Here is a 25,486-nt window from a genome sequence, read left to right as displayed (position 1 = left end):
GCTCAGACCTCCTGGAGGGCCGTGTCGATGACCTCGGCGAGGTCGGCGACCTTGAAGGGCAGACCGCGCACCGAGGTGTGGGAGCGGACGTCGACGAGGTACTTCGCGCGCAGCAGCATCGCCAGCTGTCCGAGGTTCATCTCGGGGACGATGACGCGGTCATAGCGGCGCAGGACCTCACCGGTGTTGCTCGGGAAGGGGTTGACGTGGCGCAGGTGCGCGTGGGCGACGGACTTGCCGTCCGCGCGCAGGCGGCGCACGGCGGCCAGGTTGGGGCCGTAGGTCGAGCCCCAGCCCAGGACGAGGACCTTGGCGTCGCCGCTCGGGTCGTCGACCTGCAGGTCACCGATCGTGGCCGCGATGCCGTCGACCTTGGCCTGACGGGTGCGGACCATGAGGTCGTGGTTGTCGGGGTCGTAGGAGATGTTGCCGGTGACCGCGTCCTTCTCGATGCCACCGACGCGGTGCTCCAGACCGGGGGTGCCGGGCACGGCCCACGGCCGGGCGAGGGTCTCCTCGTCGCGCACGTAGGGGTGGAAGACGGGGTTGCCCTTGGCGTCGACGCCGTTGGGCTCGGTGGCCAGCTCCACGGGGAAGGACGGCAGGTCGGCGACGGCCGGGACCTGCCAGGGCTCGGAGCCGTTGGCCAGGTACCCGTCGGAGAGCAGGAAGACCGGGGTGCGGTAGGTCGTGGCGATCCGCACGGCCTCCATGGCCGCGTCGAAGCAGTCGGCGGAGGTCTGCGGCGCGATGATCGGTACCGGCGACTCGCCGTTGCGGCCGAACATCGCCTGCAGCAGGTCGGACTGCTCGGTCTTGGTCGGCAGGCCCGTGGAGGGTCCGCCGCGCTGCACGTCGACGATGACCAGCGGCAGCTCGAGGCTGACGGCCAGGCCGATGGTCTCCGACTTCAGGGCCACGCCGGGCCCGGAGGTGGTGGTCACGCCGACCGACCCGCCGAAGGAGGCACCGAGCGCGACGCCGATGGCGGCGATCTCGTCCTCTGCCTGCACGGTCGTCACGCCGTGCCGCTTGTAGTTGGACAGGGCGTGCAGGACGTCGCTGGCCGGGGTGATCGGGTACGAGCCGAGGACCAGGGGGCGGGTCGCGCGGTGCGCGCCGGCGACCAGGCCGAGCGCCAGGGCCGCGCTGCCGGTGATGTTGCGGTAGGTGCCCGGCGGGGTCTTGGCGGCGGCGACGGTGAAGGGCACCGCGAAGTCCTCGGTGGTCTCCCCGTAGTTCCACCCGGCGCGCAGCGCGGCGAGGTTGGCCGCGAGGATGTCCGGCTTGGCGCCGAACTTGCCGGCGAGGAAGTCCTCGGTCGAGGTGGTGGAGCGTGAGTACATCCACGACAGCAGGCCGAGGGCGAACATGTTCTTCGCCCGCTCCTTCTCCTTGCGGGTCAGGGAGTCGAACTCCGCCAGGGCCGCGACCGTGATCGAGGTCAGCGGCAGGGCGTGCACGTGCCAGGACTCGAGGGTGTCGTCCTCGACCGGGTTGCTGGTCCAGCCGACCTTCTTCAGGCTGCGGGTGGTGAACTCGTCGGTGTTGACGATGATCGTCGCGCCCCGCGGGACGTCGCCGAGGTTGGCCTTGAGCGCCGCGGGGTTCATCGCCACCAGGACGTCGGGGGCGTCGCCCGGGGTGAGGATGTCCCAGCTGGCGAAGTGCAGCTGGAAGGAGCTGACGCCGGCCATCGTCCCCTGGGGCGCGCGGATCTCCGCCGGGAAGTTGGGCAGCGTGGACAGGTCATTGCCCAGTGCCGCACTGTCGGCGGTGAACCGGTCACCCGTCATCTGCATGCCGTCGCCGGAGTCGCCGGCGAAGCGGATGATGACGCGATCCTTGGCCTGGGTCGTCGCTGTGCTGCTCATGGTGGGTGGTCGTGCCCCTCGCAGGTCGGTCGTGCCGCGGGAGACCCCCGGGGCGTCCTTCCATGTTAGGTCGCCCTGATTCCTGTGATCCAGTCGGTCACGTTATGAGATGGATAACTCAGGGTTATGGATCGCGCGCCGAGCGGCCCGTCAGCCCGCGCGGCCGAGCCGGGCCTGGCCGCGCGCGACCTCCAGCTCGAGCACCTCGCCGGCAGCGAGGCCCGGCAGCCGCGGCAGCAGCAGCTCGACGATCGTCGCGGGCTGGTGGTGCATCGGCTTGGTCTCCGGGTGGGGCACGTAGACGAGCCCCTCGACCCGCTCGTCGCCGCGGGTGACCGCGCACCCGACGAAGGAGAAGGTCTCCGGCGGGTGCACGTCCGTCCAGTCGACGTCCGCGAAGGTCCACCGCGGCTCCTCGAGGACGAGCCGCAGCGGGGCGAGGTCGAGGTTGACCGTCGCCATGACGAAGGGGGACAGGTCCAGCCCTCGGGCCGCGAAGTGCGGCGCCTGCAGCGCGATCGTCCCGGCGGCGAAGGGGGAGTCGCTCGCCCTCCCGGAGGCGACCCCGTGGCCGGCGACGACGACCCCCGTCGCCGTCGTGGTCACCGGACGATCTGCGGGGTCATCGGCGGCTGCCACCACTCACCGTTGTTGGCCTTGACCGCACCCATGATGTGGATGACGGTCGCGACGATGATGACGAGCGGGTAGGCGATGAAGCCGATGAGCACGAGCATCAGGACGCTCGAGGCCACCAGCAGGATCGCGGTGATGATCTGCACGTTGAGGCTGTTGGCCGCGTGCTGGCGTACGAAGGGTCCGCGGTCCTTGTACATCAGGTAGATGACGAGCGACCCGACGAAGCCCAGGGTCCCGGCACTCAGCGGCAGCAGGACGGCCGGCACGAGGTGGGCCACCATGCCGAGGTTGCGCTCCTCCGTCGGGGACAGCGCCGCCGGCGTGTAGCCGGGCGGCAGCCCGGCTCCCGGTGGCGGCTGCGGCGGCGTCTGGCCGTGGGGCTGGGACGAGGGCTGCGGGGGCGGTGCCGGCTGGGATTGGTGCGGGAGCTGCGGGTGCTCGCTCATGTGTTCCTCCTGTGGTCTCAGCACGACTCTGCCCGCTCGGCGGCGGCGAGCCAATCCGGGCGGCCTCCGCAGGCGAAGGGGGGACATCCCCCCTTCGCCCGTGGGCACGACGAGGGGGACGTCCCGCAGGACGTCCCCCTCACCGGTACGGACCGCATTGCCCTGGGGCAGTGCGGATGGTCAGGCTGCCTCGACACCGTCCGGGAGGACGGTCGGTGCGGGCTGCCCGCTCTTGCCACGGCTGGACTTGCCGTTGATCGCCTTCGTCGACTGGGCGAGCGTGATCGTCGAGTGGGCGATCGCGTCGCTCATGATGTCGAGCGCGTCCATGTTGATGTTGGTGATGTCGTCGGCGGGCGTGTGGTAGTTGGGGTCGTAGGTGATCCCCGCGGTCCCGCCGAACTTCTCGACCTCCTCGGGGGTCTTGGTCCCGTCGGCGCCGGTGAAGAGCCCGGAGGCCGGGACACCCGCGGCGATGAAGGCCGAGTAGTCGCTGCGACCGGAGAACTCGGTGTCCACCCACGGCTGGTCGATGCCGTCGAAGTAGTCGGTGAAGACGTCCTCGGTCTCGGCGGAGCCCGCCGGGACGTCGACCGGGGCCTCGTAGGTCGACTCGTCCGCGTCGTACACACCGATGATGTGGTTGGGCGAGCCGATCATGTCGAAGTTGAGGTAGGTCGCGATGTCGTCGAGCGCGGCCGGGTCGTTGTCCTGCAGGTCGGCGACGTAGTGGTCGGAGCCGAGCAGGCCGAGCTCCTCCGCGCCCCAGAAGGCGAAGCGGACCTTGTTGTTGAGCTTGTTGACCTTGCCCAGCTGGACGGCCGTCTCGAGGATCCCGGCGGAGCCGGAACCGTTGTCGTTGATGCCCGGCCCGTCGCCGACGCTGTCGAGGTGCGCGCCGAGCATGACGACGTTGTCGTCACGGCCGGACTCGGTCTCGGCGATGACGTTGAAGGTCTCGCGCTCCTCCATCGTCTTGGTGAGGACGAGCTTCATCGTCACCGGGCCGGCAGCCATCTTGGCGAGCAGGGCCTGGCCCTCCTCCTGGGTGACGCCGGTGGCGGGAGCACTGTCGGGCTCGACGCCACCGAGCGTGCCGTTGAGGGCGCCCGTCGTGTTGTTGTAGATGATGACGGCGTCGGCACCGGCCGCCTTGGCAGCGATCGCCTTCTCGCCGAAGGAGCACTCGCCGCGACTCACGAGCGCGATCTTGCCGGCGACGTCGGCGCCGGCGTAGTCGCCGGCGGTGCAGCCGATGGCCGTCGTCGGGGCGGCCAGCTCGGCGGTGACGCCCTCGGCGGGGGTGGGCTGGCTGTAGGACATCGGGATGCCGTCGACCGTGCGGGCGTCGGGGGAGACCTCGGCGAGGCTGGACTCGTGGACCTCCTCGTAGATGAAGGAGAAGTCCTGCCGCTGGGTCGTGTAGCCCGCGTCGTGCAGCGTCTTCTCGACGTACTGCGCGCTGGCCTCGTAGCCGGACGTGCCGGCGCCGCGGTTGCCGTCGTTAGCGTCCGCGATGTCCTGCAGGGCCTGCAGGTGCGCGTGGACGTTCTCCACGGTGACGGCCTGCGTCATCTTCTTCGAGTTGTTGGGGTTGTTGGCCTGGGCCGGGCCACTGGCAAGGGTGGTGAGTGCCAGGGCCGCGGTCGCGGCGGCCGCGGTAGCGGCTGCGGTACGTGATCGCACGATGATTCCTCCAGAGGGTGACCGGATGGGCCCCATTGCCCAGCCGGTGACCGACGAGGCTATTGGCTGCGAGACGAACCTGCAGGGTGAGAGCGATCCCGCTCAGCAGGTGCTCGCGCGGATAGGGTGCCGAGCGTGGATGGTTACCTCGTCGTCGCAGGCACGCTCGTCGCGGGCGTGCTCCTCGTCGTGGCCGCCTACACCGCCAGGCGCCTGCTCGCGCCCGCTGCGCCGACCCACGCCAAGCTGACGACCTACGAGTCCGGCGTCGACCCCGTCGGGCGCGACTGGGCGCAGACCCGGGTGCGCTACCTCGCCTACGCCTTCCTCTACGTCGTCTTCGCGGTCGACGCCGTCTACCTCTTCCCGTGGGCGCTCGTCCTGCGCACCGACCTCGGCCCGGTGAGCCTGCTCGAGGTCGCGATCTTCATCGGGGTGGTCCTGCTGGGCCTCGTCCACGCGCTGCGCCGCGGACTGCTGCGGTGGACCTGATGGGAGCGACGCGATGACCACCGACCTGCCGATGCCGCGCGTGGGGCCCGTCGGTGCCCACGCACCCCAGCCGATGAAGGTCGTCCTCAATTGGGGGCGGCGCTACTCGCTGTGGGTCTTCAACTTCGGCCTGGCCTGCTGCGCCATCGAGTTCATCGCCGCGTCAATGGCCCGGCACGACTTCATCCGGCTGGGCGTCATCCCCTTCGCGCCCGGCCCGCGGCAGGCGGACCTCATGGTCGTCTCGGGCACGGTGACCGACAAGATGGCGCCGGCGATCCGCCGGCTCTACGACCAGATGCCCGAGCCCAAGTACGTCATCTCCTTCGGCGCCTGCTCCAACTCCGGCGGCCCCTACTGGGACAGCTACTCGGTCACCAAGGGCGTCGACCAGCTCGTCCCCGTCGACGTCTACGTGCCCGGCTGCCCGCCGCGCCCCGAGGCGCTCCTGCACGGGATCCTCACCCTGCAGGACCGCATCGCCGCCGAGTCGCTGTCCACCACGACCCTGCGGGCACGCTACGCCGGTCACCGGACCGCCGAGGCGGGCGAGGTGCGCCGCGGCCTCCTGCGACGACCGACGAAGGGGGCGTGACATGCCCCAGCAGGGCCTCACCGTCACTCCGCCGGAGTGGCTGCGCGCGGCGCGCGACGCCCACGCGGACGGCTTCACCTACTTCGACTGGCTGAGCGCCGTCGACGAGAGCGACCGCGAGGACGCGCCGGGCCTGGACATCGTCTGCCACCTGATCGACCCCGTCCCGACCCCGGAGCGCGACCAGCGCACGCTGCTCATGCGTACGCGAGTCCCCTTGGGGGAGAGCGTGCAGAGCATCACCGGTGTCTTCGCCGGTGCTGCGTGGCACGAACGCGAGACCCACGAGATGTTCGGTCAGGACTTCGAGGGCTTCGTCGACGGCACCGGGCTGGGGCTGCGCCCGCTCCTGCTGCCCGACGGCTTCGAGGGGACGCCGCTGCGCAAGTCCTTCGTCCTCGCGGCCCGCGCGACCCGGCCCTGGCCGGGCGGCAAGGAACCCGGCGAAGGGCACTCGAGCAAGTCGCCGAGCCGCCGCCGCGTGGCGGCGCCTGGGGTGCCCGGGCCCGAGTGGGGGCCGCGAGAGCCATGAGCCTGCTCGAGATCTCCCTTCGCTCGCTCGCCGCGCTCGCAGCGGTGCTCGTGCTGCCGCTGGTCGCCGGCCAGGCCGAGCACAAGGTCATGGCCCACATGCAGGGCCGGCTCGGCCCGATGTACGCCGGGGGGGTCCACGGCTGGGCGCAGCTCGTCGCCGACGGCGTGAAGTTCGTGCAGAAGGAGGACATCACTCCCGCTGCCGCGGACCGGTCGGTCTTCCGCCTCGCGCCGGCCGTCGCGCTCATCCCCTACGTCATCGCCGTCGCGCTGCTGCCGATCCACCCCGGGTTGTCCGCGGCCGAGGTGCCGGGCAGCGTGCTGCTCGTCCTGGCCGTCATCGGTGTCGGGGTGCTCGGCACGCTCATGGCCGGGTGGGCGAGCGCCAACAAGTACGCGCTGGTCGGTGGGATGCGCTCCGCCGCACAGCTGCTCGCCTACGAGCTGCCCCTCGTGCTGTCGGTCGCGTCGGTCGCCATGGCTGCCGGGACGCTCTCGCTCGCCGGCGTCGTCGAGGCATGGTCCCCCTGGTGGCTGCTCTGGCAGCTGCCCGGCGGCCTCGTCTTCCTCGTCGCCGCGACCGCGGAGCTGCAGCGGGTCCCCTTCGACGCCCCGATCGCCGACAGCGAGGTCGTCATGGGTCCGTGGACCGAGTACACCGGCCTGCGCTTCGCCTTCTTCATGCTCGCCGAGTACGCGGGCATGGTCGTCATGAGCCTGCTCTTCGGCATCCTCTGGCTGGGCGGCTGGCAGGGACCCTTCGCCGACCAGCTCGGCTGGCTCTGGACACTGCTCAAGGGAGCGTTGATCGTGCTGCTCATCATCTGGATCCGGGTCTCCTGGCCGCGGATGCGCGAGGACCAGCTGCAACGCCTGGCGTGGACCGTCCTCGTGCCCCTCGCGCTGGCCCAGCTGGCGCTCACCGCAGTCGGAGTGGTGGTGACGGCATGAGCAAGGACTTCATCCCCGGGCTGGTCAAGGGCATGGCGACGACCGCGCGCCAGATGATGAGCCCGCCGCACACGGCCGAGTACCCCGACGTCGCGCCCGAGCTGCCGGCCCGCTCCCGCGGGGTCATCGCCCTCGTCGAGAGCAACTGCACCTCGTGCATGCTCTGCGCCCGCGAGTGCCCCGACTGGTGCATCCACATCGACTCGCACAAGGAGGAGGTGCCTCCCGCCAAGGAGGGCGGCCGTGCCCGGCAGCGCAATGTCCTCGACCGCTTCGCCATCGACTACTCGCTGTGCATGTACTGCGGCATCTGCGTCGAGGTGTGCCCCTTCGACGCGCTCTTCTGGAGCCCTCAGTTCGAGTACGCCGAGACCGACATCCGCGACCTCCTCCACGAGAAGGACCGCCTCGGCCAGTGGGTCGCCGACGTCCCCGCGCCGCCCGAGCTCGACCCCGCGGCCGCCGAGGCGCCCGAGGTGACCGCTGCCAACAAACCAACACGCGGGGGGCCCCGCCCCCCGCGTCCCCCCCGAGAACCTGACTCGCGCGGAGAGTCACGATGACGGGACTCGACCTCGCCTTCGCCGCGACCGGCCTGATCACCGCGGCCGCCGCCGCGCTCGCCGTCACCACGCGGCAGGTCGTGCACTCCGCGCTCTGGCTGGTCGTCGCGCTGCTCGGCCTCGCCGGCTGCTACCTCGTGCTCGGGGCCGAGCTCGTCGCCCTGGTGCAGCTGCTCGTCTATGTCGGGGCCGTCGTGGTGCTCATCATCGTCGCGCTCATGCTGACCCGGGCGCCCATCGGACCGCGCGCGGAGCACTCCACCGGGCGCGCCCACCGGGTGCTCGCCGGGTGCGTCGGCGCCGGGACCGGTGGGCTGGTCGCGGCCGTGCTCCTGCCGACCGCCACCCGCGCGCAGGTGCGCCCCGCGGGGAGCGAGGAGCTGGCCCGGCAGATCTTCTCCACCTGGGTGTGGCCCTTCGAGCTGCTCTCCCTGCTGCTGCTCGCGGCACTGGTCGGCGCCTTCGCCGTCTCCGGCCTGACGACCGCTGACACCTCGGGGGAGGACGCGCGATGATCCACACCGCCGGGCCCCAGCTCCTGGCCAGCCTGCTCATCGGGCTCGGGCTCTACGGGATCCTCGCCCGTCGCAACGCCGTGCTCATGCTCGTGGGCGCCGAGCTGGTGCTGGCCGGTGGCGGGCTGCTGCTCGTCACGGCCGGTGCCGTCGGTCGCGACCCGTCGTGGTCGGGACAGGTGCTGACCCTCTTCGTCATCACCATCGCAGCCGCCGAGGTCGTCGTCGCCCTCGCCGTGATCGTCGCGGCCTACCGACGGCGCGGACACATCGACCTCTCCGGGGACGCCGGCTGATGGCCTGGGCGATCCTCGCGCTGCCGTGCCTGACCGCAGCCCTGGCCCTCGGCCTGGCGCGCCGGGGCTCCCTCGCGGCCCTCGTCGCCGTGCTGGGCAGTGCCGTGACCCTCGTCCTGTCCGTCGTCGCGCTCGCTGGCGCGCCGACCGGGGCGCGAGGGGCTCCCTTCGCCGAAGCGCTGGGGACGGGACCGGGCGCACCCCTCGGGGGGATCGACCTGCCGCTTCACCTGTCGCTCTCGGCGACCAGTGCCTTCCTCGTCCTCGTCGTCGCGCTCGTCACCGCGCTCGTGCAGACCTACTCGGCCTGGTACCTCGCCGCCGACGACCGCCGTGGCGTCTTCCACGCGAGCATCGCGCTCTTCGCCGCGGCGATGCTGATGGTCGTCCTGTCAGCGGACCTGGTCCTGACGGTCGTCGGGTGGGAGGTGATGGGCTGGTGCTCCTACCTGCTCATCGGGCACTGGTCGCGTCGGGAGGCCCCACGACGGGCCGGGCACACCGCCTTCATCGTCACCCGCATCGCCGACATCGGGCTGCTCCTGGGCGTCAGCGTGCTCATCGCCGGGGCGGGCACCAGCGGTCGGGCCGAGGTCATCGAGCACTGGACCTCGGCCGCTGCAGACCCGGCGACCCGCTCGGTCGCGCTCGTGCTCGTCGTCATCGGTGTCCTCGGCAAGTCGGCACAGCTGCCCTTCCACGACTGGCTCCTCGACGCCATGGAGGGACCGACCCCCGCCTCCGCCCTCATCCACGCCGCGACGATGGTCGCCGCAGGCACCGTCGTGCTCGCCCAGCTCCTGCCGCTGCTGCTGCGCGCCGAGCCCGCGCGGGCGCTGCTCGGCATCTCCGTCGCGGCCACGATGGTGCTGGCGGCGATCTGCGCGCTGGTCGAGCCCGACCTGAAGCGACTGCTCGCCTGGTCGACGATCAGCCAGGTCGGCGTCATGCTCGCGCCGCTCGCCGCGGCGGGCACCGGACCCACCACGGGGGCCGCGCTCGGGCACATCTACGGCCACGCGATCTTCAAGGCCCTGCTCTTCCTCACCATCGGGTGGCTCGCCATGACCCGGGGGTCCACAGCGGCCAGCGCGCTCGTCGGGAGCGGACGCTCGCACCCGGTGGCCCTCGTCGCCTGGGGAGCCGGGCTGGTCTCCCTCGCCGGCGTGCCGCTCGTCCTCGGTGGACTGACCAAGGAGCACGTGATCGCGGCCGTCGGCGAGGACGTCGGCGCGCGCGGACCCGTGGCCCACCTCGTCCTGGGGTCGCTGCTCGTCACCGCGGTGCTCACCGCCGCCTACGCCACCCGGGCGCTCCTCGTCGTCGCCCTCGGCAGCGACGAGCGCGTCCGTGCCCGGGCCGTCATGCCGGCCGCCGTCAGCGCGATCCTCGTCGTGCTCGCGGTGACCAGCATCCTGGGCGGCCTCGCACTGGGAGGCCGGCTGCCCGACGCCGGCCACGTGCCGCTCGGGCTCTTCGTGCTGGTGCTCGCGCTGGTACTGCTCGGTGTCGCCGTCGGCTACGCGCTGCACCACCTCGGGGTGCAGCGGCGGCTCGTCGACGGTCGCGCCGGGCGAGCGGTCGGCGTCGGGCTGGGCGTCGGGGCGCTGCAGCGGCTCGTCGTCGTGCGACCCGTGACGTCGCTGGCCCGTCTCGTGGCCTTCCTCGACCGCGAGGTCATCGACACCTACGTGCGGGCCGCCGCGTGGGGCGTGCTCGGGCTGAGCGACGCCGGCGCCACCGCGCACCGACGCTCACGACCAGCCTCCGGGCTCGCCCTTCTCGGAGGTGGCCTGCTGGCCGTCGCCGTCGTCACCGCCCTCGTCCTCGTGGGGTCCTCGTGATCGGCCTCGCCTGCGTCCTGCCCCTCCTCGTCGGCACCGTGCTGCTCGGCGGTGGCACCGAGCTGTCGGCCAGGACCGCCACCCGCACCGGCGTGGTCGGCGCCCTGGCGACCCTCGTGCTCCTGGTGGTCGCGTGGTCGACCCAGGCCGTCGTCGACATCCCGTGGCTGCCCTCCCTCGGTCTGCGCATCCACCTGGGGCTCGACGGCATCAGCGGCCCGCTGGCGGTGCTCGCCGCGGCCGTCACCGCTGCGGCCTGCCTGACGACGTGGGGCGAGCGTCCGCGGAGCGGGAGCCAGGCCACCTTCGTCGGCTGCCTGCTGATCACGCTCGCGGGAGCGGTCGCGACCTTCGCCGCGCGCGACGCGCTGCTCTTCGTCGTCGCCTTCGAGCTGGTGCTCGTCCCGATGTGGGTGCTCATCACCCGGTTCGGTGATGAGCGCGACCCGCAGGCGCGTCGGGAGGCCGGTGCCCGATTCGTCCTCTACACCGGCCTCGGGTCGACCCTGATGCTCCTCGGCGTGCTCCTGCTCGTCAGCAGCGCCGGCACCGCCGACCTCCAGGCACTGGGCGCGGCCCGGGGCGAGGGCCTCAGCGCGGCGACCCAGGTGACCATCGCCGTCCTGCTGACGCTCGGCCTCGCGGTCAAGGTGCCCGTCTGGCCGCTGCACTCCTGGCTGCCACTGGCGCACACCACCGCACCGACCGCGGGCTCGATGCTCCTGGCCGCGGTCCTGCTCAAGATGGGCACCTACGGCCTCGTGCGGCTCCCCCTGGCGACCGTGCCCGACGGGTTCGCCACCATCGCCCCGGTGCTCGCCGTGTGCGGCAGCATCGGCATCATCTGGGGCGGCCTCGTCTGCCTCGTCGAGACCGACCTCAAGCGACTGATCGCCTGGTCGTCCATCGCGCACATGGGCTTCGTCGCCCTCGCCCTGGCCACCGGGTCGGACACCGGTGTCGCCGCCGCCCTCTACGCCAACATCGCCCACGGGGTCATCTCCGCGCTGCTCTTCCTCGTGGTCGGTGGGCTGAAGCACCAATGGGGCGACGACGACCTGAGGACCCCGCGAGCAGCCCTGCGCGAGGGCGCCCCCGTCACCGGGCTGCTCCTGCTCGTCGGGCTCGCAGCCGGCCTGGGGCTGCCCGGGCTCGCCGGCTTCTGGGGGGAGTTCACCGCCGTGATCGCTGCGCTCTCCCCGGCAGCGGACCGCTCCGGCCCGCTCTTCGTCGGCTGCGCGGTCGCCGCGGCCGTGGGTGCCGCGCTCGCCGCCGGGTACTCCCTCCGGGTCGCGCGACTCGTCTGGCTGGGGGAGGACCACCCCGGTGGTGACGCCGCGCCGGCCGCAGAGCTGCGGCGCACGGACCTGCTCGCGGGTGCCCTGCTCGCCCTCGCGGTCCTCGTGCTCGGCGTCGTGCCCGGGCTGCTGCTCGCCGTCACCGACCCCGCGCTCGTGGGAGTGGTGACCCGATGAGTGCCCCCACCCTCGACCTGGTCGTCGCAGCACCCGTCCTGGCTCCCGCGCTCGGCGCGGTCGCCGCGCTGGCGGTCGACGCCATCGCCCCCAGGCGGCAGGTGCCCGCTCCCGTCATCGGTGCCGTGGCCCTCCTCGTCGCGCTGGTGGGCGCCGTGGTCCTGCGGCTGCGCGCGCACGGCGGTGGCGAGGTGTCGACACTGTGCCTGTCGGGCGACCCGGCGCTGGCCGTCACCGATGCCCCCGGCGTGGTCGCCAGCGACTGCCTCCTGCGGGTCAGCGCCTCCGGTGCCCTGCTCCAGGCCCTCGCCGCCGGCGCCGGTCTGGCAGTGCTGGTCCTCCTCGCACGTCGTCGCGGCAGCCCGCCCGAGAGCCCTGACTCCCCGGGCGCCCGACCGGTCGCCGACCCCGGCGTCGAGGTCGCCCTGCTCCTCGCCACCGTCGCCGGGGCCGCCGTCGTGGCCGTGGCCCACGACCTGGGGACCTGGCTCGTCGGGCTCGAGCTGGCGACGCTGCCCGTCGTCGCGCTCGCCGTCATGCGTGGCGCACCCCGCGACAGCGGCGCCCTCAACCTCATCACCACCTCCGTCACCTCCTTCGCGATCGCCGTGGTCGGCGCCGGCCTGTGGGTCACCGCGACCGGCAGCCTGCGGCTCGGCGGCGTCGCGTCCTGGGCCCCCGGCCAGGAGGCGGCGATGCGCGCGGTCCTCACGCTCGGCATCGTCCTGCTCCTCGTGGCCGTCGCCTTCAAGCTCTCGCTCATCCCCTTCCACGCCTGGGCGCCGACCACCTACCCGCGCGCGGGCGCCGAGGTCGCGATGCTCCTGGCGAGCGTGTCGACCGTGGCCGCGCTCGGCGGCATGATCGCCGTCGTCAACGGGTCGGTCAGCGTCCACGCGGCGATCCAGCCCGCGCTCTCGGTCCTGGCCGTCGTGTCCATGGTGGTCGGTGCCGCCCTCGCGCTCCGGGCGAGCGACCCCCTTCGTCTCATCGCGTGGTCCGGCGTCACCCAAGGTGGCTGGGTGCTGGCGCCGCTCGTCGCCGGTGACGTCGATGCCGCCGTCGGCTACCTCGCCGTCTACGTCGTCGCGGTCGTCGCTGCCCTGTCCGTCGTGGCGGCACTCGGCGTCGACGGGCCGCGACGTCTCGAGGACGACCGCGGGCTGCTGCGACGCCGCCCCCTCCACGCGGCCGTCCTGGGGCTGGCCCTGCTGACCTTCGCCGGGCTCCCGCCGGGAGTCGCCGGCCTGCTCGCCAAGTTCCTCGTCCTGCGTCCGCTCGCGGCCCAGGGACTGTGGTGGGTGGCACTGCCGGCCGTCGTCGCCGTCGTCATCGGGCTGGCGGCCTACCTGCGCTGGGTGGCGCTGCTGCTCCTGCCGGCCCCGGACGAGCGCACCCCCGAGCCGGTCGACCCCACCGCCACGAGGGTGGCGCTCGTCGCCGGTCTGGTGCTCCTCGCCGCCACCGTGGTGCCCGTGCTGCTCCTCGGCGCGGGAACGACCTGAGCCTCCCCGGCGTTGGACGGGACATGCACAACCACTTCAACGGGCTGAAGACCGCAGCGCTCTTCGGCGCGATCTTCACCCTGCTGCTCCTCGTCGGCTATGCCATCGGTGGGAGCACCTACCTGTGGCTCTTCGGCCTCGCCGGCGTGGCCATGACGGCCTACGGCTACTGGAACTCCGACAAGCTGGCCATCAAGGCGATGCGCGCCGTGCCGGCCGACCCGCAGCAGTTCCCGCAGATGTACCGGATCGTGCAGGAGCTGAGCCAGAAGGCGGGCCAGCCGATGCCCGCGCTCTTCGTCTCGCCGACCGCAGCACCCAATGCCTTCGCCACGGGCCGCAACCCCGAGCACGCGGCCGTCTGCTGCACCGAGGGCATCCTGCAGCTCCTCGACGAGCGCGAGCTGCGCGGCGTGCTCGGCCACGAGCTCATGCACGTCTACAACCGGGACATCCTCACCGGGTCCGTCGCCGGCGCCATCGCCGGGATCATCTCGTCGGTCGCCTCGATCGCGCTGTGGTTCGGCGGACGGGACCGCAACCCGATCGCGGGCATCGCGGTGGCGCTCCTGGCCCCCTTCGCCGCGATGGTCATCCAGATGGCGATCTCGCGCACCCGCGAGTACGACGCCGACGAGGACGGGGCGTCGCTCACCGGTGACCCGCTGGCGCTCGCCTCGGCGCTGCGCAAGCTCGAGACGGGTGTGCAGAACGCCCCGCTCGAGCCCACGCCGGAGCTGCAGAACGCCAGCCACATGATGATCGCCAACCCCTTCAGGGCGCGCGACGTCTCCAAGCTCTTCTCCACCCACCCGCCGATGGCCGAGCGCATCGCGCGTCTCGAGGGGATGGCCGGGGGACCGCGCCTGTACTGAGGCCACCTCGCGACACACGAAGGGCCCGACACCGCTGGGGTGTCGGGCCCTTCGCTCGTGCTCGGGCGCGGGTCACATGCGCTGCTCGCCCGTACGGATCGCCTGCCGGATACGCGGGTAGGTCCCGCACCGGCACAGGTTCCTGATGCCGTCGAGGTCGGACTCGGCGATGGCGCGACCCTCCGCCTTGACCTTGTTGACCAGGGCCACGGCGGCCATGATCTGACCGGGCTGGCAGTAGCCGCACTGCGCGACATCGTGCTCGATCCAGGCGTCCTGCATCGGGTGCAGATCGGTGTCCACGGTGTCGGCGAGGCCTTCGATCGTGGTGATCTCGTCGTCGGCGGACAGCTCGCTCACCGGTACGGAGCACGGGTTGAAGGCCTTGCCGTTGATGTGCGACGTGCAGGCCTTGCAGACGTTGATCCCGCACCCATACTTGGGGCCGGTGACGCCGAGGACGTCACGCAGCACCCACAGGATGCGCACGCCGGGCTCGACGTCGACGGTGACCTTCTCGCCATTGAGGACAAAGGTGTGACTGGACATGGCGTGCTCCTCAGTAGGTGTGGTCTAGGCCGTCAGTCGGCGACTGGACCACCGAAGGGGTGAAGGGCTTGGGCTCGAAGGCGAGCTCGTCGGCATGGTTGATCGGGAACTCCGTGGGCATCTTCCCGGTGGCCCGTGCATAGGCGCAGGCGATGGCGGCGAAGCTCGCGGCGACCCCTGCCTCACCGGCGCCACCGGGCTGACCGGCGTCCGAGGGCATGATCTCGACGGTGATCTCCGGAGGGACATTCCACTGGCGGGTGTAGAAGTAGTTGTCCCAGCTCGCCTCGAGGAAGTGTCCGTCCTCGAAGTGGCAGCTCGAGGTCAGCGCGAGCGCGATGCCGTCCATGACCCCGCCGAGCATCTGTGCCTCCAACCCCGTGGGGTTGATGACCAGACCGGCGTCGACGGCGAAGAAGGCCTTGGTCACGCGCGGCCCGGTGACGGCGTTGCGCACGTCGCGCTCCACCGTCTGGGGGCGGGTGTCGAGCTCGACGAGGCAGGCGGTGACGCCCTTGTACTCCTTGTGGATCGCCACCCCCTGCACGACCCCGTCGGGGAGCCTGCGTCCCCACTCGCCCAGCTCGGCGACCTTGTCGAGGGCGGCCTTGGCCGCGCTGCTGCGCAGGAACTTGCGGCGGAAGGCCACCGGGTCCTTGCGCATCTTGCGGGCGAGCTCGTCGACGACCAGCTCATTGGCCGTGCGCACGTCGGGGGAGTAGATGTTGCGCATGCTGCCGGTGTTGAAGCGGTCATCGGTCTCGCTGAGCAGCTGGGTGACGGCGCCGAAGTTGTACGGCACCTCTTGGGTCAGCGTGAAGATCGTCTGCGCGAAGGAGAGGTTTCCTGCCACGGGCAGCTTCGCCGCGTGGTTGGTGATGATGTCGCCCAGGCCGTGGCCGAAGTCGGTCTGGACGCTGGTGTGCCGTTGCTCGAAGGAGAGCACCTCGCCCAGCAGGTGGGTGGCCCGCACCCGTGAGGTGGCCAAGGGGTGCAGGCGCCCCTGACGGGGCTCGTCGACCCGGTGCCACATGAGGCGCACCGGCTTGCCCATGGCCTTGGAGATCCGGGCGGCCTCCAGCGCGGCGTCGTGGAAGAGCTTGCGGCCGAAGGACCCGCCGCCCTGGGCCACGTTGACGGTGACCTTGGAGACCGGCAGCCCGAGCTCGCCGGCGATCTCCTCCTGGGCCACGACCGGAGACTTCAGGGAGGCCCAGATCTCGGCGGAGCCGGCACGCACGTCGGCGATGGCGCAGTTGGGCTCGAGGGAGGAGTTGCTGCGGAAGCGGAAGGTGAACTCGGCGTCCACCCGCTGGGTCAGCACCGGCACCTTGGGCACGACCATGGGCAGCTGGGCCTTCTTGACCTTGGCCAGGATGCTCGCGTCCGACTCGCCGGCGAGCTTGCCCCCCTCCCACTCGATGTCCATCTCCCTGATGGCGTCGATGCACTGACCGAAGGTCTTGGCCCGCACCGCGATGCCGGTCGGGACCTGGGCGACGTCGGTGACACCGGGCAGATCGAGCACCGCGGCCTCGTTCTTCAGCCGGACCGGCGTGCCGTTGTGGGTCGGCGGGCGGGCGACCATCGTCGGCAGGGCGTCGGCCACGTCGAGGTCCATGGCGAACTTCTTCTTGCCCGTGACGGCGTCGCGTGCGTCGGTGCGGCCCTGCGGGGTGCCGATGACGGTGTGCTGCGCGCGGGTCTTGAGGGTGACCTGTGCGCGCACGGTGTCGGTCACGGAGGCCCTGACGGCGAGATCGCCGTAGCTGATCTGACCGGACGGACCGGTGATGACGCCGCTCTTGGCGACGAGCGCGTCCACGGTGTCGCCAAGCACGACGGCAGCTGCCCTCAGGAGCTGCTGCTTGGCGAGCGCGGCCGCGACCCGGATCGGGGTGTAGGTCGAGATCGTGGTGTTGGAGCCGCCGGTCAGCTGGTTGAACATCAGCTCGGGGCGGGCCTTGGCCAGGGTCACGTCGATCTTGTCCAGCGGCAGGTCGAGCTCTTCGGCGATCATCATCGTCGACGAGGTGATGATGCCCTGCCCCACCTCGGCGCGGGGGAGGGCGAAGGAGGCGCGGCCGTCGGTGCCGATCTTCACGGTGATCAGGTTGGCGGTGGGCGCGGCGGCCAGGGTGAGCAGGTCGTTGAGGTCGAGGATCTCTGCCGGACCCGGCACCGTCGGGATGACCGCCTCGGCAGGCTCGCTGCCGAGGGTCATCTCCGCACCGGTCGCGAGGGTGGCGCCGGCGATGACGTAGCCCATGAAGCTCCGTCGACTCGGGCCAGAGCGGGAGTCGAGGTGCTCTGTGGGGGGCATATCGGTCATCGTCAGCTCCGGGGTCGACGGCGTTGTCAGGACACGTACATTGGACCTTCCAGCCGACCTCCCGCGCAATGCGAGCCTGCCCACGCTCCGGTACGCGCGGTTGTGCAGCACGCACAGGAGGTGTGTCGGTCGGGTGGATCAGCGCAGGCCGGCCGCGTACGCCTGCAGCGCAAGTGCCAGACCTGTCGGCGGTGGCCCGTCCAGCAGGTGCTGCTGGGTGATCGTCGAGACCCGGACCAGTCGGTTGAGGACCGTGTTGCGGTGGCACGGGATCACCGTGGCGGCACGGCTGGTCGAGCCGCCGGCGGCCACCCATGCGAAGAGCGTGTCGAGCAGCTCCGCGGACTCGGCCTCGGGCAGGGCGAGGAGGGGGCCGAGCCAGTGGTCGACAAGCTGTCGGGAGATCTGGGGAGAGCTGAGGAGCAGGGCCGGGACGAGCCGGTCGTCGTGCGAGCGCAGGCCCGCGCCGTCGAGACCGGCCGCCGCCATCCGTGCCTGTTCGAAGGCCTCGTCCACCTCGGCGAGCCCACCGCAGCGCCCCGAGACGCCGCCACGCAGTCCGGTGCTCTCTGCCGCGTCGACGAGCGCGGCGACCACCCGATGGTGGCCAGCTTCGTCGGGAAGGGCGAGGACGCCGACGACGTCACCGTCGGCACGGGTTTGCCATGCGGTGAGGAGGTGGTGCTCCTCGACGACGTCGGCCAGGGCATCAGCAGCGTCCTCGGGAGTCGTGCAGCGCAGCAGCACGAGCAGCAGTGGTGCGTGGGCCGGCAGGTCCATCGACCGGGAGGCCTCTTGGGCGAAGGCCTCCTCTCGTGCTCGACCGCCGAGCAGGCCCTCCCACAGCGCCGCCATCCGCTGGGTGTCGGCGCGCAGGAGTCGTTGCTCGGTGCGCCGATAGGCGCGGGCGACCTCGGCGGAGGACGTGTCGACGCTGGACCACAGCCAGACGCCGAGGTTGAGGAAGCTCTCCGGGTCGAGCGGTGGATCTGATCGGGTGACGAGGTCCTCCCAGATGAGCCGGCCACCGATGCGGTACGAACGCAGGACGTCGTCGAGGGGCAGGCCCTGCTCGGCGCGACGTCCGCCGGTCGCGCGGGCCGCGTCGAGAAGCTGGTCGAGGTCGTCGACCGGGGAGAGGCTGCCGTCAGGCTGAACGGACAGGACGAGCATCTCGAGCACGCGCTCGACGTTGTCGTGGCAGGAACGCCACAGGTCGTCGCCGGGCACGACGCCCGTGGCGTCGTAGGCATTGTTCTCCCGCGAGATGGAGGCGACGAGTCGTCGCGTGATCGGCTCCACCCGCTGGGCGCGGGCGCGAACCAGCAGCAGGGCCAACAGCCCGGGTTCGCGAGTGGGCAGGTCGCCCGCTCCTCGGCTCATCCCGCTCCGTCCTTCACGTCGTCTTCGTCGCAGCCAATCAGTCTAGGACCCCGAGGCGACCCGTCCCGTCGCGGCTCACGGACTGACGGTGACAGGATGCGGGGGTGCCTTCCCTGACCCGTGACGAAGCCGTTGCCCGCGCCGACCTGCTGTCCGTGACCCGGATGGACGTCGCGCTCGATCTCGATCGTGGGCCGCAGACCTTCCACTCCCTGACCCGCATCCACCTGACCGCGACCGGCGACGGCGACACCTTCGTCGACGTCAAGCCGCGCGAGCTGCACCGGGCGAGCCTCGACGGGGTGGACCTGGACGTAGGCCTGCTGGCCGAAGGGAGGTTGCCGCTGGCGGTGACCGCCGGCGAGCACGTCGTGGAGGTCGAGGCGACGATGGCCTACAGCCACGACGGCGAGGGGCTGCACCGTGCGACCGACCCCGCCGACGGCGAGGACTACGTCTTCAGCCACCTCTTCCTCGACGCCGCACCGGCGGTCTTCGCGTGCATCGACCAGCCGGACGTCAAGGCGCCGTACGCCGTCAGCGTCAAGGCGCCCGCCGACTGGCACGTCATCGGCAACGGCTCGGGCGAGATCGGTGACGGGGGCGTGTGGCAGCTCGCCGAGACCAAGCCGCTGTCGACCTACTTCGTCGCGCTGTGCGCCGGGCCCTACGTCTCGGTGACCGACGAGCACGACGGCATCGCGCTGGGCATGTGGGCCCGCCGCTCGCTCGCCGATCAGCTGCAGGAGCACGCCCCCGAGATGCTCGAGGTGACCAGGCGCAGCTTCGACTACTTCCACTCGATCTTCGGGATCCGCTACCCCTTCGACGACTACGACCAGGTCTTCGTGCCCGAGTTCAACGCCGGTGCGATGGAGAACCCCGGGTGCGTCGTCATCCGTGACTCCTACCTCTTCCGCGGGGCGGTGGGCCGCGACGAGCTGCTCACCCGGGCCAACACGATCAGCCACGAGATGGCGCACATGTGGTTCGGCGACCTGGTCAGCCCGCAGTGGTGGGACGACCTGTGGCTCAACGAGTCCTTCGCGGAGTACATGGCCCACCGCTGCCTCGTCGAGGCCACGGAGTACACCGAGGCCTGGGTCGACTCGACGATGTCGCGCAAGTCGTGGGGCTACGGCGCCGAGCGGGCGCCCTCGACCCACCCTGTTGCCGGCTCGCCCGCGCCGGACGCCAAGTCGGCGCTGGCCAACTTCGACGGGATCTCCTACGCCAAGGGTGCCGCGGTCATTCGCCAGCTCATCGAGTTCATCGGTGACGAGGCCTTCCTCGAGGGCATCCGCCAGTACCTGGGCGACCACTCCTTCGGCAACGGCACGCTGGCCGACTTCCTCGGTGCGATGGAGCGCTCGAGCGGCACGCAGCTGTCCGAGTGGAGCCGGGGCTGGCTCCTGACCGCCGGGGTCGACACGATCGCCGTCGACCGGGCCGGCAGCGTCACGCGAGAGGCGCCGGCGGACCACCCCGCAGACCGCCCCCATGCCTTCGACATCGCGACCTACACCGAGGGGGCGCAGACCTCCCGGCAGGCCCTGACCCTCGACGCGGACTCGGCACCGCTCACCGGCCTGGACCTCGACGCGGCGCTCGTGCTGCCCAACGCCGGTGACCTGACCTGGGCCACGCCGCTGCTCGACGAGGCATCGCTGGCAGCGCTGCCCACCGAGCTGCCGCTCATCACCGACGCGCAGGCGCGCGCGGTCGTCTGGGTCGGCCTGCGCGACGCCGTGGCGCTGGCCCGGGTCGACCCCCGCCTGCTCGTCGACCTCGGCGAGGCGGCCCTGCCGACCGAGACCAACGACTCGATCTTCTCCCGTGCCGGCATGCACCTGACCGGCCGCGTCGTCCGCGTGCTGCTGCCAGAGGATGAGCAGGACGCCGCTCGTGCCCGTCTGACCCGCGTCGGCGAGCAGGTCCTCGCGAGCGCAGAGCCCGGGTCCTCGATGGCCCTGCACGCCGCTCGCCTGGTGGCCCGCACGACCGACGACGTCGAGGGCCGGCTCGTGCCCTGGTCGCAGGGGCGTGACCTGCCGTCCGGCCTCGATGGTGACGCCGACTTCCGCTGGATCCTGCTGGGTCAGCTGACCCGTCGCGGGGTGATCGGTGCCGCCGAGATCGACGAGGCGCTCGCCCGGGACCAGACCATGAGCGGTCAGCTGGGCGCACTCACCGCGAGGGCGGCCATCCCGACGGAGCAGGCCAAGGCTGATGCGTGGGCAGACCTCACGACCAACCGCGAGCGGAGCAACTACGAGCTCATCGCGATCGCGGCCGGCTTCTGGGGGCCACAGGACCTCACGCTCGTCGAGCCCTATGTCGCGAGGTACTTCGGCGACGTGCCCCCGATGACGGCCTGGCTCGGTGAGGACGCCCTGTCACGGGTGGCGTCGATGGCCTACCCCTCGCGCTTCGTCAGCGCCGAGACGCTCGAGCTCTCCCGCGCAGCGCTGGCCGGCGACCTCCAGCAGGGGGTGCGCCGCTCGATCGTCGACCAGCAGTCCGAGCTCGAGGAGGCGCTGGCCTCGCGGCGGGCCTTCCCGCAGGCCGGCTGACCCCCCTTCGCCCGCACGACCTCAAGGAAATGCGCACCCGGACCGCATCTCCTTAAGGTCGTGCGCACCTGGGGCGCATCTCCTTAAGGTCGTGCGCACCTGGGGCGCATCTCCTTAAGGTCGTGCGCACCGAGGGCGCATCTCCTTAAGGTCGTGCGCACCGAGGGCGCATCTCCTTAAGGTCGTGCCCGCCCAGGGCGCATCTCCTTAAGGTCGTGCGCGCCCAGGGCGCATCTCCTTAAGGTCGTGCGCACCTAGGGTGCATCTCCTTGAGGTGGTGCGGTCTAGGCAGAGGCGGTGACGACGATGCGTCCGGTGCTCGAGCCACCGGCGATGCGGGTCAGCGCGGCCGGGACCTCGTCGAAGTCGAACCGCTCCGCCACGAGCGGCTCGATCTGCCCCGCGTCGGCGAGGCGGACGAGGTCGGCATGGCAGGCGCGCATCGACTCCGGCTCATGCTGCTCGTAGAGCCACAGGTGCAGCCCGAGGATCGAGTAGTTCTTCACCATCGCGTGGTTGAGCCGCGGCTCGGGGATGCGCCCACTGGCGAAGCCGACGACGACGATCCGCCCCTCGAAGGCGATGCACTTCGTGCTCGCGGTGTACGACGGCCCGCCGACCGGGTCGTAGACGACATCGGCGCCACGCCCGTCGGTGACCTCCTTCACGCGCGTGATGATGTCCTCGACCTTGCGGTCGATGACGACGTCGCAGCCGAGCCGCTCGGCGATCTCGACCTTGTCGGCGCCGCCGACGACGCCGATGACGCGCGCACCGGCGGCCTTGCCGAGCTGGACGGCAGCCGACCCGACGCCACCGGAGGCGGCGTGGACGAGGAGGGTCTCCCCTTCGCGCAGTGCGGCTCGTCGGTGCAGGCCGAACCACCCGGTCTGGTAGCTGATCATCAGCGCGGCGCTCGCCGCGTCGTCGAGCCCCGTGGGTGCCGGGAAGGTCCTCGCGCCCTCCATGAGGCACTCGCTCGAGTACCCGCCGTGCGGCAGCGCGGTGCCGCCGAGCACCCGGTCGCCGACCGCGACGTGGGTGACGTCCGCACCGACCTCGAGCACGTCACCGCAGACCTCCATGCCGGGGACGAAGGGAGGCTCCGGCCGGACCTGGTACTCGCCCTTGCACAGGAGCGTGTCGGCGAAGTTCACCGCGCTCGCCCGCACGCGCACCCGCACCTGCCCCGGGCCGGGCGTCGGCTCGGGTGCGTCGACGAGGGTGAGGACGTCGGCGGCCTCGCCGAGCTGCTGGACCTGCCATGCGCGGATGCTCATGGAGCAGGACAGTACCGATCTCACACATCCGGGTCCGGACGCGTCTATGAGACATGATCGACATCATGACGACCCGGCACGCGCGGCTCCCGACCCGCCTCGGTGAGCTCACCGCCGTGCTCGACGAGGCATGCACGGGCGAGGGGCCGGTCCTCATCGGTCTCTACTTCCCCGGCCACTGGACGCTGCCGGAGGGCGCCGACCACGGACCCGAGGTCGCCCCGACCGCCGAGCCGGTGCTGGGCAAGCTCGCCGCCCAGCTCGAGGAGTACCTCGCGGGGGAGCGGCGCGACTTCGACATCCCGATCGAGCTGCGCGGCGGCGAGCACCACCAGCACGTCTGGGCGCTGCTCGAGCAGATCCCCCACGGCGAGACGGTCAGCTACGGCGACCTGGCCCGCGAGACCGGGAGCGCCGCCCAGGCCGTGGGCCGCGCGGTCGGTGCAAACCCGATCTCGATCCTCGTGCCCTGCCATCGGGTCATCGGGGCGGACGGCTCGATCACCGGCTACGCCGGCGGGCTCGACCGCAAGCGCGCGCTGCTCGCCCTCGAGGAACCACCCGCAGAGGACCGCGGTGCCCTCTTCTGAGCGGCCCCGGGTGGGCCTGCCTCCCTTCGAGCAGGTGGTGCAGGAGCACGGCCCGCGGGTGCTGGCCCTGTGCCGGGCCCGGGTCGACCCGGCAGATGTCGACGACGCGTGGAGCGAGACCTTCCTCGCCGCGCTGTCGGCCTGGCCGGACCTGTCGACGGACCTCGACGTGACGGCCTGGCTGACCACCGTGGCCCGCCGCAAGTGCATCGACATCCATCGGTCGCGGGCCCGCCGGCGCACCGACCCGGTCGCCGAGGTGCCCGAGGTCGTCGCGGCGGACGCCGAGACCGACGACGAAGGGGTGTGGCGTCACGTCGCCGGCCTGCCCGACAAGCAACGGCAGGTCATCACCTACCGCTACCTCGGGGGGCTGTCCTATGCCCGGATCGTCGGCCTCGTCGGTGGCACCGAGGCGGCCGCCAGGCGCGCTGCCAGCGATGGGCTGAAGTCCCTGCGAGAGAAGGAGATCCGATGACCACAGAGACCGCTGACCTCACCCGACTGCGCGCCGGGCTGGCTGCCCGCGCCGACGACGCCGGGCTGCTGGACATCGCCTACCGGGTCGTCGACTCGCCGCTGGGTGCGCTGCTGCTGGCCGCGACCGAGCAGGGCGTCCTGCGGGTCGCCTTCGCCAGCGAGGGGCACGACGCGGTCCTGACCGACCTCGCCGACCGGGTCAGCCCCCGGGTCCTGGCGGCGCCGCGCCGGCTCGACGAGGCCGCCCGTGAGCTCGACGAGTACTTCGCCGGGCGCCTGCGGGAGATCACGGTCCCGATCGACCTGCGTCTGCTCACCGGATACCGGCGGGAGGTCGTCACCGCCCTGCCTCGGGTCGCCTACGGGCACACCGCGTCCTATGCCCAGCTGGCGGCCCTCACCGGCCGGCCCCGGGCGGTACGGGCCGTCGGCAGCGCCTGCGCCCACAACCCCGTGCCCCTGCTGCTGCCCTGCCACCGGATCGTCCGCAGCGACGGTGGAGCGGGGGACTACCTCGGCGGGCCCGACGCCAAGCGGGCCCTGCTGCGGCTCGAGGGCGCCGGGGCGGGACGTACGGTCGGCCCATGACCAGCAGCCCCTCACGCTCGGACCGCCTCGGCGCGCTGCCCTACACCCGCAGGCACACCAGGCTCCTCGTCGGGTCGGGCGCCGGGTGGGCGCTCGACGCCATGGACGTCGGGCTCATCTCCTTCGTCATCGTCGTCCTGGCGCAGCAGTGGGGGCTGACCACGAGCGAGCGGTCGTGGATCGTCACCATCGGCTTCATCGGCATGGCCGTCGGCGCGACGCTCGGTGGCCGGCTGGCCGACCGCTTCGGTCGCCGGACGGTCTTCGCGGCGACCTTGGTCGTCTACGGTCTCGCCACCGGTGCATCGGCCCTCGTGGGCGGGCTGGCGCTCTTCCTCGTCCTGCGCTTCTTCGTGGGGCTGGGGCTCGGTGCCGAGCTGCCGGTTGCCTCGACGCTCGTCAGCGAGCTGTCCCCGACGCGCATCCGCGGTCGCCTGGTCGTCGTGCTCGAGTCCTTCTGGGCACTGGGCTGGATCCTCGCCGCCGTCATCGGCTTCTACGTCGTCCCGCGTGGCGAGGACGGCTGGCGCTGGGGTCTGGCCCTCGGGCTCGTGCCGGCGGTCTACGCGATCGTCGTCCGGCTCGGTCTGCCCGAGTCCGCGGTCTGGCTCGAGCGGCGTGGGCGGTACGACGAGGCGGAGCAGGTGGTGCGCGGCTTCGAGGAGTCGGCCGGCCGGGCGCCCGCTTCCCCGATGGCGAAGGGGGAGCCCGCTGCGGTCGCAGGGACGCGCGCGATGGTCACGGCCCCGGGCGCGACGGCCACGGCCCCGGGCCCGACGGCCAGGCCGGGACTGTGGTCCGCGGCCCTTCGCCGGCGCACCCTGGGCATCTGGCTGGTGTGGTTCGGGGTCAACTTCGCCTACTACGGCGCCTTCTTGTGGATCCCGTCGCTGCTGGTGGCCCGCGGCCACGACGTCACCACGTCCTTCGGCTACACGCTGATCATCACGCTGGCGCAGCTGCCCGGGTACGCACTGGCCGCAGTCCTCGTCGAGGTGTGGGGCCGACGCTCCACGCTCGCGGTCTTCCTCATCGGCTCGGCGATCGCGGCGTGGTTCTTCGGGCAGTCGGACTCACCGACGTCGATCATCGTCGCGGGCAGCGCGCTGTCCTTCTGCAACCTCGGCGCCTGGGGTGCGCTCTACGCGATCACGCCGGAGATCTACCCGACGACCGTGCGCGGGTCCGGGGCCGGTGCGGCCGCAGGCTTCGGCCGGCTGGCCTCGATCGCCGCGCCGCTCACCGTCCCCGTGCTGCTCGAGCGAGGCGGCGCCGACGGCGATGTCGTCGTCTTCTCCCTCTTCGCCGTGGCCTTCGTCGTGGCTGCGGCGGCCGCCTTCCTCCTGCCCGAGACACGGGGTCGCGAGCTGCCCGACTGACACTTGAGTCTGGGTTCAGGTAGGACTAGGGTCGCAGGCACC

At 71.8% G+C, this 25,486-nt stretch carries 24 protein-coding genes; 16 read left to right on the top strand and 8 right to left on the bottom strand.

Annotated elements, in window-relative coordinates:
* Positions 1 to 2: 2 nt before the first annotated feature.
* The 4 genes from EXU32_RS12540 to EXU32_RS12525 all read right to left on the bottom strand — a co-directional run bounded on the left by EXU32_RS12540 (position 3) and on the right by EXU32_RS12525 (position 4,645).
* The gene (locus EXU32_RS12540) at positions 3 to 1,874 is read right to left on the bottom strand and encodes a 2-oxoacid:acceptor oxidoreductase subunit alpha (RefSeq protein WP_130630207.1); all 1,872 of its coding nucleotides are present in this window, start codon (positions 1,872 to 1,874) and stop codon (positions 3 to 5) included.
* Between the two features lie 150 nt (positions 1,875 to 2,024).
* Complete coding sequence (locus tag EXU32_RS12535) at positions 2,025 to 2,513, bottom strand: hypothetical protein (protein ID WP_207233792.1); 489 nt, start codon at positions 2,511 to 2,513, stop codon at positions 2,025 to 2,027.
* Positions 2,477 to 2,959, bottom strand: a complete 483-nt coding sequence (locus EXU32_RS12530) for a DUF4870 domain-containing protein (protein ID WP_130630206.1) — start codon at positions 2,957 to 2,959, stop codon at positions 2,477 to 2,479. Before EXU32_RS12530 ends, EXU32_RS12535 begins: the two co-directional genes overlap by 37 nt.
* Positions 2,960 to 3,139: 180 nt before the next feature.
* Positions 3,140 to 4,645 (bottom strand): M28 family metallopeptidase, encoded by a 1,506-nt coding sequence (locus EXU32_RS12525; protein ID WP_242612782.1) that lies wholly within the window; start codon positions 4,643 to 4,645, stop codon positions 3,140 to 3,142.
* Positions 4,646 to 4,780: 135 nt separating this feature from the next.
* Here EXU32_RS12525 and EXU32_RS12520 point away from each other — a divergent pair, with 135 nt between their 5' ends.
* Genes EXU32_RS12520 through htpX form a run of 11 tightly spaced genes read left to right on the top strand, consistent with a single transcriptional unit; the run spans position 4,781 to position 14,290 of the window.
* Positions 4,781 to 5,137, top strand: a complete 357-nt coding sequence (locus EXU32_RS12520; protein ID WP_130630205.1) for an NADH-quinone oxidoreductase subunit A — start codon at positions 4,781 to 4,783, stop codon at positions 5,135 to 5,137.
* A gap of 13 nt (positions 5,138 to 5,150) precedes the next feature.
* Positions 5,151 to 5,732, top strand: coding sequence for an NADH-quinone oxidoreductase subunit B (locus EXU32_RS12515; protein WP_130630204.1), 582 nt, complete (start codon positions 5,151 to 5,153; stop codon positions 5,730 to 5,732).
* A gap of 1 nt (position 5,733) precedes the next feature.
* Positions 5,734 to 6,264, top strand: coding sequence for an NADH-quinone oxidoreductase subunit C (locus EXU32_RS12510; RefSeq protein WP_130630203.1), 531 nt, complete (start codon positions 5,734 to 5,736; stop codon positions 6,262 to 6,264).
* Positions 6,261 to 7,217, top strand: a complete 957-nt coding sequence (gene nuoH, locus EXU32_RS12505) for an NADH-quinone oxidoreductase subunit NuoH (RefSeq protein WP_130630202.1) — start codon at positions 6,261 to 6,263, stop codon at positions 7,215 to 7,217. The genes EXU32_RS12510 and nuoH overlap by 4 nt, the downstream gene beginning before the upstream one ends.
* A complete protein-coding gene (locus tag EXU32_RS12500) occupies positions 7,214 to 7,780 on the top strand; it encodes a NuoI/complex I 23 kDa subunit family protein (RefSeq protein WP_130630201.1) in 567 nt (188 codons plus the stop codon). Before nuoH ends, EXU32_RS12500 begins: the two co-directional genes overlap by 4 nt.
* Positions 7,777 to 8,295, top strand: a complete 519-nt coding sequence (locus tag EXU32_RS12495) for an NADH-quinone oxidoreductase subunit J family protein (protein WP_130630200.1) — start codon at positions 7,777 to 7,779, stop codon at positions 8,293 to 8,295. Before EXU32_RS12500 ends, EXU32_RS12495 begins: the two co-directional genes overlap by 4 nt.
* Entirely contained in the window at positions 8,292 to 8,591 is a 300-nt protein-coding gene (gene nuoK, locus EXU32_RS12490; protein WP_130630199.1) for an NADH-quinone oxidoreductase subunit NuoK, read from the top strand. The genes EXU32_RS12495 and nuoK overlap by 4 nt, the downstream gene beginning before the upstream one ends.
* Complete coding sequence (locus tag EXU32_RS12485) at positions 8,591 to 10,435, top strand: NADH-quinone oxidoreductase subunit 5 family protein (protein WP_130630198.1); 1,845 nt, start codon at positions 8,591 to 8,593, stop codon at positions 10,433 to 10,435. The genes nuoK and EXU32_RS12485 overlap by 1 nt, the downstream gene beginning before the upstream one ends.
* Positions 10,432 to 11,910 (top strand): complex I subunit 4 family protein, encoded by a 1,479-nt coding sequence (locus EXU32_RS12480; RefSeq protein ID WP_130630197.1) that lies wholly within the window; start codon positions 10,432 to 10,434, stop codon positions 11,908 to 11,910. The genes EXU32_RS12485 and EXU32_RS12480 overlap by 4 nt, the downstream gene beginning before the upstream one ends.
* Entirely contained in the window at positions 11,907 to 13,415 is a 1,509-nt protein-coding gene (locus EXU32_RS12475) for a proton-conducting transporter membrane subunit (RefSeq protein WP_130630196.1), read from the top strand. Before EXU32_RS12480 ends, EXU32_RS12475 begins: the two co-directional genes overlap by 4 nt.
* A gap of 23 nt (positions 13,416 to 13,438) precedes the next feature.
* Positions 13,439 to 14,290, top strand: coding sequence for a zinc metalloprotease HtpX (gene htpX / locus EXU32_RS12470; RefSeq protein ID WP_130630195.1), 852 nt, complete (start codon positions 13,439 to 13,441; stop codon positions 14,288 to 14,290).
* Between the two features lie 72 nt (positions 14,291 to 14,362).
* On the opposite strand, the gene EXU32_RS12465 is transcribed toward htpX, so the two are convergent.
* From EXU32_RS12465 to EXU32_RS12455, 3 genes are all read right to left on the bottom strand, one after another.
* Positions 14,363 to 14,839: a (2Fe-2S)-binding protein gene (locus EXU32_RS12465; protein WP_130630194.1), complete on the bottom strand. Its 477-nt coding sequence runs from the start codon at positions 14,837 to 14,839 to the stop codon at positions 14,363 to 14,365.
* 10 nt (positions 14,840 to 14,849) lie between these two features.
* Complete coding sequence (locus EXU32_RS12460) at positions 14,850 to 17,162, bottom strand: molybdopterin cofactor-binding domain-containing protein (RefSeq protein ID WP_207233791.1); 2,313 nt, start codon at positions 17,160 to 17,162, stop codon at positions 14,850 to 14,852.
* A gap of 147 nt (positions 17,163 to 17,309) precedes the next feature.
* Entirely contained in the window at positions 17,310 to 18,554 is a 1,245-nt protein-coding gene (locus EXU32_RS12455) for a PucR family transcriptional regulator (RefSeq protein ID WP_130630192.1), read from the bottom strand.
* Between the two features lie 104 nt (positions 18,555 to 18,658).
* On the opposite strand from EXU32_RS12455, the gene pepN reads away from it, so the two are divergent.
* The gene (gene pepN / locus EXU32_RS12450) at positions 18,659 to 21,127 is read left to right on the top strand and encodes an aminopeptidase N (RefSeq protein ID WP_130630191.1); all 2,469 of its coding nucleotides are present in this window, start codon (positions 18,659 to 18,661) and stop codon (positions 21,125 to 21,127) included.
* A gap of 284 nt (positions 21,128 to 21,411) precedes the next feature.
* Here the strand turns inward: pepN and EXU32_RS12445 are convergent, their stop codons facing one another.
* Complete coding sequence (locus EXU32_RS12445) at positions 21,412 to 22,407, bottom strand: NADPH:quinone oxidoreductase family protein (protein WP_207233790.1); 996 nt, start codon at positions 22,405 to 22,407, stop codon at positions 21,412 to 21,414.
* A 65-nt stretch (positions 22,408 to 22,472) separates the two neighbouring features.
* Between EXU32_RS12445 and EXU32_RS12440 the strand changes: the two genes are divergently transcribed.
* Genes EXU32_RS12440 through EXU32_RS12425 form a run of 4 tightly spaced genes read left to right on the top strand, consistent with a single transcriptional unit; the run spans position 22,473 to position 25,444 of the window.
* Complete coding sequence (locus tag EXU32_RS12440; protein WP_207233789.1) at positions 22,473 to 22,997, top strand: methylated-DNA--[protein]-cysteine S-methyltransferase; 525 nt, start codon at positions 22,473 to 22,475, stop codon at positions 22,995 to 22,997.
* Entirely contained in the window at positions 22,984 to 23,475 is a 492-nt protein-coding gene (locus EXU32_RS12435; protein ID WP_242612781.1) for an RNA polymerase sigma factor, read from the top strand. The genes EXU32_RS12440 and EXU32_RS12435 overlap by 14 nt, the downstream gene beginning before the upstream one ends.
* Positions 23,472 to 24,065, top strand: coding sequence for a methylated-DNA--[protein]-cysteine S-methyltransferase (locus tag EXU32_RS12430; protein ID WP_130630189.1), 594 nt, complete (start codon positions 23,472 to 23,474; stop codon positions 24,063 to 24,065). Before EXU32_RS12435 ends, EXU32_RS12430 begins: the two co-directional genes overlap by 4 nt.
* The gene (locus tag EXU32_RS12425; protein ID WP_130630188.1) at positions 24,062 to 25,444 is read left to right on the top strand and encodes an MFS transporter; all 1,383 of its coding nucleotides are present in this window, start codon (positions 24,062 to 24,064) and stop codon (positions 25,442 to 25,444) included. Before EXU32_RS12430 ends, EXU32_RS12425 begins: the two co-directional genes overlap by 4 nt.
* The last annotated feature ends 42 nt before the right edge of the window (positions 25,445 to 25,486 follow it).

The organism is Janibacter limosus, assembly GCF_004295485.1.
Lineage (GTDB): Bacteria > Actinomycetota > Actinomycetes > Actinomycetales > Dermatophilaceae > Janibacter > Janibacter limosus_A.
Note: the sequence above shows the minus strand (reverse complement) of the source record. Positions and strands in the feature narration are given on the sequence as shown.

Coding starts and splice junctions, on each gene's coding strand:
- EXU32_RS12495 (WP_130630200.1), top strand. CDS start 7,777: ATGACGGGACTCGACCTCGCCTTCGCCGCGACCGGCCTGATCACCGCG.
- nuoH (WP_130630202.1), top strand. CDS start 6,261: ATGAGCCTGCTCGAGATCTCCCTTCGCTCGCTCGCCGCGCTCGCAGCG.
- EXU32_RS12540 (WP_130630207.1), bottom strand. CDS start 1,874: ATGAGCAGCACAGCGACGACCCAGGCCAAGGATCGCGTCATCATCCGC.
- EXU32_RS12440 (WP_207233789.1), top strand. CDS start 22,473: ATGACGACCCGGCACGCGCGGCTCCCGACCCGCCTCGGTGAGCTCACC.
- EXU32_RS12465 (WP_130630194.1), bottom strand. CDS start 14,839: ATGTCCAGTCACACCTTTGTCCTCAATGGCGAGAAGGTCACCGTCGAC.
- EXU32_RS12515 (WP_130630204.1), top strand. CDS start 5,151: ATGACCACCGACCTGCCGATGCCGCGCGTGGGGCCCGTCGGTGCCCAC.
- htpX (WP_130630195.1), top strand. CDS start 13,439: ATGCACAACCACTTCAACGGGCTGAAGACCGCAGCGCTCTTCGGCGCG.
- EXU32_RS12430 (WP_130630189.1), top strand. CDS start 23,472: ATGACCACAGAGACCGCTGACCTCACCCGACTGCGCGCCGGGCTGGCT.
- EXU32_RS12530 (WP_130630206.1), bottom strand. CDS start 2,959: ATGAGCGAGCACCCGCAGCTCCCGCACCAATCCCAGCCGGCACCGCCC.
- EXU32_RS12460 (WP_207233791.1), bottom strand. CDS start 17,162: ATGCCCCCCACAGAGCACCTCGACTCCCGCTCTGGCCCGAGTCGACGG.
- EXU32_RS12500 (WP_130630201.1), top strand. CDS start 7,214: ATGAGCAAGGACTTCATCCCCGGGCTGGTCAAGGGCATGGCGACGACC.
- EXU32_RS12455 (WP_130630192.1), bottom strand. CDS start 18,554: ATGAGCCGAGGAGCGGGCGACCTGCCCACTCGCGAACCCGGGCTGTTG.
- EXU32_RS12445 (WP_207233790.1), bottom strand. CDS start 22,407: ATGAGCATCCGCGCATGGCAGGTCCAGCAGCTCGGCGAGGCCGCCGAC.
- EXU32_RS12510 (WP_130630203.1), top strand. CDS start 5,734: ATGCCCCAGCAGGGCCTCACCGTCACTCCGCCGGAGTGGCTGCGCGCG.
- nuoK (WP_130630199.1), top strand. CDS start 8,292: ATGATCCACACCGCCGGGCCCCAGCTCCTGGCCAGCCTGCTCATCGGG.
- EXU32_RS12425 (WP_130630188.1), top strand. CDS start 24,062: ATGACCAGCAGCCCCTCACGCTCGGACCGCCTCGGCGCGCTGCCCTAC.
- EXU32_RS12485 (WP_130630198.1), top strand. CDS start 8,591: ATGGCCTGGGCGATCCTCGCGCTGCCGTGCCTGACCGCAGCCCTGGCC.
- EXU32_RS12475 (WP_130630196.1), top strand. CDS start 11,907: ATGAGTGCCCCCACCCTCGACCTGGTCGTCGCAGCACCCGTCCTGGCT.